Here is a 5,359-nt window from a genome sequence, read left to right as displayed (position 1 = left end):
ATTTCAATCCAAGCATATTTCGGATCCGTTTTTTGATAAACCGATGGTCTTGTTCAATAATATTATTTAAATATTTTTTTACACGAAGTGGCGTACAGTTTGATATGCACTTTTCCTCTTTTAATTCTCGTATTGCAACCGGATAAGCTTTGTCACCATCTGCAGTAATCGTACGAGGTTTTGCCGCATGACAAGAAGCCAAAGCTTTCTTTAGAAAGCGCTTGGTTTCCTTCGCATCTCTTTTCTGACTCAAGTAAAAATCAATCGTGTTTCCTTCGGAATCAATCGCACGATATAAGTACATTTTTTCTCCTTTTATTTTCAGATAGGTTTCATCAACTCTCCAAGAATCATTCGTTGGTTTCAAATATTTTCGCATACGCTCATTTAAAACTGGTCCATATTGATGAACCCAACGCATAATGGTTGTATGGGCTAAGGATAATCCTCGTTCTTCCATCATTTCCACCAAATCGCGAAAACTTAGGTTGTACCGCAGGTACCAACGTACCGTTAGCAAAATAATATCTGGTTGATAATGTTTCCATACTGATCACGCACCTTGTATAGAATAGTACTATCAGTATATCCAAGATTTACAGATTCATTGCACAAGCTTTAGAGTTTTTGTACCAGAACCAGTAATTTCCATCGAAATCTAAGAAACTTTCACCGAAGTATATTTCTCCGTTGCAACCCGCACATTCTTCGATGAAGTCTCTTGTCGATGAATCATGATGATTGCCAATTAACATTGGATTTTCAATCATTTTTTTGTCCTTCCTTATTTACTGAGAGAAAACTTATGGTATACTAGAAGTAGCTAATTTTAGGGAATGTTTTCTCTATAGTGCTCGTTGCCATCGAGCGTTTTTTATTTTCAATAGCTAACTTTCTGAAAATCTGTTAAAATTTAGTTACCGATATGTGTAACAACTGGCCTGTGCTTCTGTACGGGCTTTTTTGATGCTTTCACACATCGGAATATCCAGGAACCTGCTTAATAGGGAAGGTACTGGAAAAGTGATTATTTTGAACAGACATTGTGCATTATATGGATATATAGACAATAAAAGGAGTGCATCATCTATATACAGTAAATGATACACTCCTTTTTCTTATTAGGGGGACTTTTTCAGTGGCCTCCTTAATAGGTGGGGGTTACCATAAAATTCCTGAATATTCCGACATGTAAGAACTTGTCCTATTGAGTTATATAAAGTATCAATGTCTGTCAACATCTGTTTTGTCCCTTTGTAAGAAAAATATATTCATTTTTTTATAAGAATACCATGTTATAGTAGTATTTGAAGGTCGTTCTTTCATATGGTGATTTTTCTGTTTTTTTCTTTAAATGTATCTGTTTATCTAAGTTCTAGCCCCCAGCTAGGGCTTAGGCCTGTTTAGCTAGAGTGATATAACGTCTTAATGGTCTCCATGAATCAGGATTTGTCTATTTTCAGGACAAATTCATTCATGTTTTTATAAAGATTCAGTGGTATAGTTATAATTGCTGGTAAACCTCCAGTTGGTATTATTTTTTTATTGGCTGTACCCTGTCCGCTAAGCCCTAGACCCTAATCGAGGGCTTAGCTATTTTTATCTAGAGTTATGACCTGGTCAAGAAAAACTGGAACACAAATTAGATTACGCAATTAATTTTGAAAATTGGTAAGGAGTCATTCCGTTTAATGTTGAATGAGGACGAACAGAATGATAGTACATATAAATAAATTCAGCTACTAATTGGTTCACTTGGGATAGAGAAAGTAATTTTTCCCTATGCAAGCATTCACGTTTAAAGATGCTAAAAAACGATTCCATTACTGCATTATCCCAGCAGTTTCCCTTACGGGATATACTTTGCTGAATCTTTTGTTGCTTACAAAAATCAGTAACCGTATAACTGGAAAACTGAGATCCTTGATCACTATGAAATAAAATCCTTTTTTGATGTCCATATATATTTTTGACTTGTTTAATTGTATCTTTTACTAACTGAGCATCTTGGCGAGTATCCAACGAATAACCAAGCGCTGATATCTAATGCGGCACAAAAATATACTTTCATTCCATTCACTAAGCGAAATTCCGTGATATCGCATACAACAGTTGGGATGTTTTTCTTACCAGGTTTAAAGGATCGCTCCAGTACATTTGGAAATGTACGATGTTCTTGCTTTCTTTTCTTATAATAAGTGACAACTTTTGACTTCAATCCAGCTGTACATAAAGCTTGTCTGACTTGAGATAAGGTAACCATGGTAGCTTTGTTTACAAGATACTGGTACAACTTTCGATACCCCATTCTGTCTTTCAATCGTTTGAATTGCATAACAATATAAGCCGCTGTCTTTTTACGTTTTTCCTGATTTTCAGTAGGTTTACGATGAAGATAGTTGTAAAAAACACTAACAGACACTTGTAATCGCTGGCAAAGCCAGCGTACTCCAAATATTTGATTGTATTTTCTTATAAACTGAAAACGTGTTAGCTTTGGTTGCTGGCAAAGAAGGTTGCCGCCTTTTTTAGGAATTCATTTTTCTTTTTTAACGCCTGAATTTCTCTTCGTAAAGAACGTAGTTCTTCCATATCAGTTCTCTCACCATCTAAAGGTGGAGAAGAATATTTTTTTATCCATGAATTAAGGGTCCCATGCCCTAAATCAAATTCTCTCTGAATACTAGAAATTGTACGCCCTTCTTTAACCACCAATTCAACACATTGTTTTTTAAACATTTCATCATACTGTTTTTTCACCTGAAACACCTCTTATATAGAATAATTTATCTCTATACTGTGTTCCAGTTTTACTGTACCACCTCATACTCCTCTAGCTCTTAAATCCTTTATGATCCACACGATTTTCTTTTGTTCGTATTCATCTCGCTGTTGTTTATCCATCACTTTTCATCCTTCATAAACCTTGTATCAATCCAATCCATTAGATAAATGAATCCTGCAATTCCGATAACTAGCAATGCATACCAAAGACCCCTAATATATACTCGTTTTTTTACTAGGGGTGAGATATGATGAATGAAACTATGATATTAGGTCGCTAATCGATAATCATAGTGTATATCATGTGTAATAAGGTGAAAGAGGAGTTTCAAGAACTTGAGGGTGTTGCAAAACTAAAATAAACATGCAATGTTATGAATCAGAAAAACTAGCTGAACATGTAGTAGATAGCGATTTTGACCATACCAACGAGGCTGTTCCAGCCCTTTATCTTTTAATGTACTAAACTGTTGTTCAATTTTCCCACGCTCTTTCATCAACTGTTTTCCAAAGATGGTTTGTATAAAATGAGACAATACACGACGATGTGTATTGTCTCATTTTTTCACCATTCCGAGGGTTGATTGGATTTATGGCAAAGATGTCATGTGTTCGTGCAACTTCATAAATGTGCTGACTATCATAAGCCGCATCTGCCACGGAAAACAGGACATTTCGATCTTGTATATCTTGAAGTAATACGGTTCTGGTGCAAAAAGACCATAAATGAAAAAAGAAGCCTAGTTTCCTAACGGATTCTTTGATTATATCGTTAATCTAAACAGTTGGTGGATAAAGATATTCTGTTTTTGGACAGATTGATCCTGTAAATGTATTTGCTCTTTTTTGATCATATACATGGCCTCTAATCCAGCAATCATTTTTTTCGCTGTACGAAAAGATTATAACCCTAACATATTCCAAATACGTTTTTTGATAAATCGATGATCTTGTTCAATCATATTATTCAAGTATTTCTTGACCCGTAGTAAGATACTTGATGGTAAGCTGTTTTCTTGTTTTAACTCTCGGATTGCAGGAGGATAGGCTTTATCTCCATCTACGTTAATTACACGAGGAATCGTCCCATGACAAGTAGCCAGGGATTTCTGAAAGAAAGTTTTGGCAGCCTTGGTATCTCTTTTTTTACTGAGGTAAAAATCAATCGTATTTCCTTCGGAATCTACTGTCCGATACAGGTACATATCTTTTTTTGATTTTAATGTAGGTTTCCTCCACCTTCCAAGAATCATTCGTTTGTTTCAAATGTCTTCGAATTCTCTTATTCAACTCTGGTCCATATTGATGAACCCATCGCATAATAGTCGTGTGGGCCAAAGATAATCCTCGTTCTTCCCTCATTTCCATTAAATCGCGAAAGCTTAGGTTGTACCGCAGGTACCAACGTACAGTTAATAAGATAATATCTGGTTGATAATGTTTCCACTTAAAAACATTTACCCTTTCCATATTAACCACACACTCAAACAATCTTATTCTCTGAAAACAGAATACATCTGAGGTTGGAGTAGCAACAAATTCTTCTACTCCTTAAAATGTATTGAGTCGTCAAGCACAAGACGCTAAAACACATTTGAGAACTCACAATCTGATTCGTTTGGTAATAGAGCGAGTGCCGTATCTGCTATATGCACTGATACGGAGTGGTGATGGCACACCGCAATTTTGCACGTCAGCGATACTAGAAATAGACTTCGCCATTGGTAGCAAGAATCCCACTGACGTTAGTCAGCTTGCGGCTTTAGCCGTGGGAGTGTCAAATTAGTCTTCTTTCGGAAGCACAATTCTTTTATACAATCGAACTGTAATAACGTAGTAAATCAAGTAAATCACTACGAAAATAACAATTGGTAGCCAAATACGGAAATACGGATCCATCAAAAGAGTGCTGAACATGTTCATACCAACTAATATGTGAGCAATACCCACAATTGCTAGGAATAGGAATACGAAGAATAACTCTTTATAAATCGATTTTGTTAATAACTCCCGGCGAACACCGATCTTACGAAGCATTTGATAACGTGTAATATCTTTTGATGCGCCAGACAGAACTTTAAACATTAGGCAACTTGCCATCATTGCTAAGAACGCAATTCCAACGAAGAAGCCCATAAACATGATTCCGCTGAAAGAACCATAAATAACATTATACAGTTGATACTTACTATTCAATTCTTCAGATTTCACATTTTTATATGAAGCTAACTGTAATTCGTCAAGTTTTTTTCATTCTTTTAGGTATGATTTAAAATTATCTGTTTTCCCAATAAACACAATACTTTCTTTACCGGTCATACCATCATACATTTTTTGATCTATAATTTTTATTTCATGATCAGGATACATATAATCTGGCTGGATGGTTCTGAAAGCGTCGATCCATTGTTTTGATAACTCTTTCGTGTTCTCATCTTTTTCAGACATTTTTCTTGAAAATGAACCAATTGGCAATTCCTCTGAAACTTTCTTTGCTTTCTCTATGCCCCAGCCTTTTACTAAAGGACGATTTTTCTCTAAATCTTCTTTTATATAGTAAACATGGTTCTGTTGC

5 protein-coding genes and 4 pseudogenes are annotated in these 5,359 nt (G+C 35.4%); all 9 read right to left on the bottom strand.

Annotation, left to right across the window (positions count from 1 at the left end):
- Positions 1-526, bottom strand: a 526-nt coding sequence (locus CDB3_RS30015) for an IS6 family transposase (RefSeq protein WP_128856993.1), incomplete at its 3' end; no start/stop codon positions are given.
- A 70-nt stretch (positions 527-596) separates the two neighbouring features.
- On the bottom strand, positions 597-770 hold the full coding sequence (locus CDB3_RS31930; RefSeq protein WP_179139783.1) for a hypothetical protein: 174 nt from the start codon (positions 768-770) through the stop codon (positions 597-599).
- Between the two features lie 877 nt (positions 771-1,647).
- Positions 1,648-1,824 carry an integrase core domain-containing protein gene (locus tag CDB3_RS32800; RefSeq protein ID WP_256869983.1) on the bottom strand — a complete coding sequence of 59 codons (177 nt, stop codon included), beginning with the start codon at positions 1,822-1,824 and terminating at the stop codon, positions 1,648-1,650.
- A 75-nt stretch (positions 1,825-1,899) separates the two neighbouring features.
- Positions 1,900-2,022, bottom strand: a pseudogene (locus tag CDB3_RS32795) (IS3 family transposase); the annotation flags it as partial.
- Positions 1,979-2,422, bottom strand: coding sequence for a transposase (locus tag CDB3_RS32790; RefSeq protein ID WP_256869982.1), 444 nt, complete (start codon positions 2,420-2,422; stop codon positions 1,979-1,981). The gene CDB3_RS32790 and the pseudogene CDB3_RS32795, both read right to left, overlap by 44 nt.
- Positions 2,423-2,490: 68 nt before the next feature.
- A complete protein-coding gene (locus CDB3_RS30005) occupies positions 2,491-2,760 on the bottom strand; it encodes a transposase (protein WP_256869981.1) in 270 nt (89 codons plus the stop codon).
- A 377-nt stretch (positions 2,761-3,137) separates the two neighbouring features.
- Positions 3,138-3,486: pseudogene (locus tag CDB3_RS30000) on the bottom strand (transposase); the annotation flags it as partial.
- Positions 3,487-3,548: 62 nt separating this feature from the next.
- Positions 3,549-4,254, bottom strand: a pseudogene (locus CDB3_RS29995) (IS6 family transposase).
- A gap of 312 nt (positions 4,255-4,566) precedes the next feature.
- A pseudogene (locus CDB3_RS29990) lies at positions 4,567-5,359 on the bottom strand (ABC transporter permease); the annotation flags it as partial.

The organism is Bacillus sp. CDB3 (genome assembly GCF_002081505.1).
Classification (GTDB): Bacteria; Bacillota; Bacilli; order Bacillales; family Bacillaceae_G; genus Bacillus_A; species Bacillus_A cereus_AT.
This window is presented reverse-complemented; position numbering and strand designations above follow the sequence as displayed.

Bases quoted from the DNA above. Each gene is read 5' to 3' on its own strand.
- CDB3_RS31930 (WP_179139783.1), bottom strand. From the start codon at position 770: ATGATTGAAAATCCAATGTTAATTGGCAATCATCATGATTCATCGACA.
- CDB3_RS32800 (WP_256869983.1), bottom strand. From the start codon at position 1,824: ATGGAATCGTTTTTTAGCATCTTTAAACGTGAATGCTTGCATAGGGAA.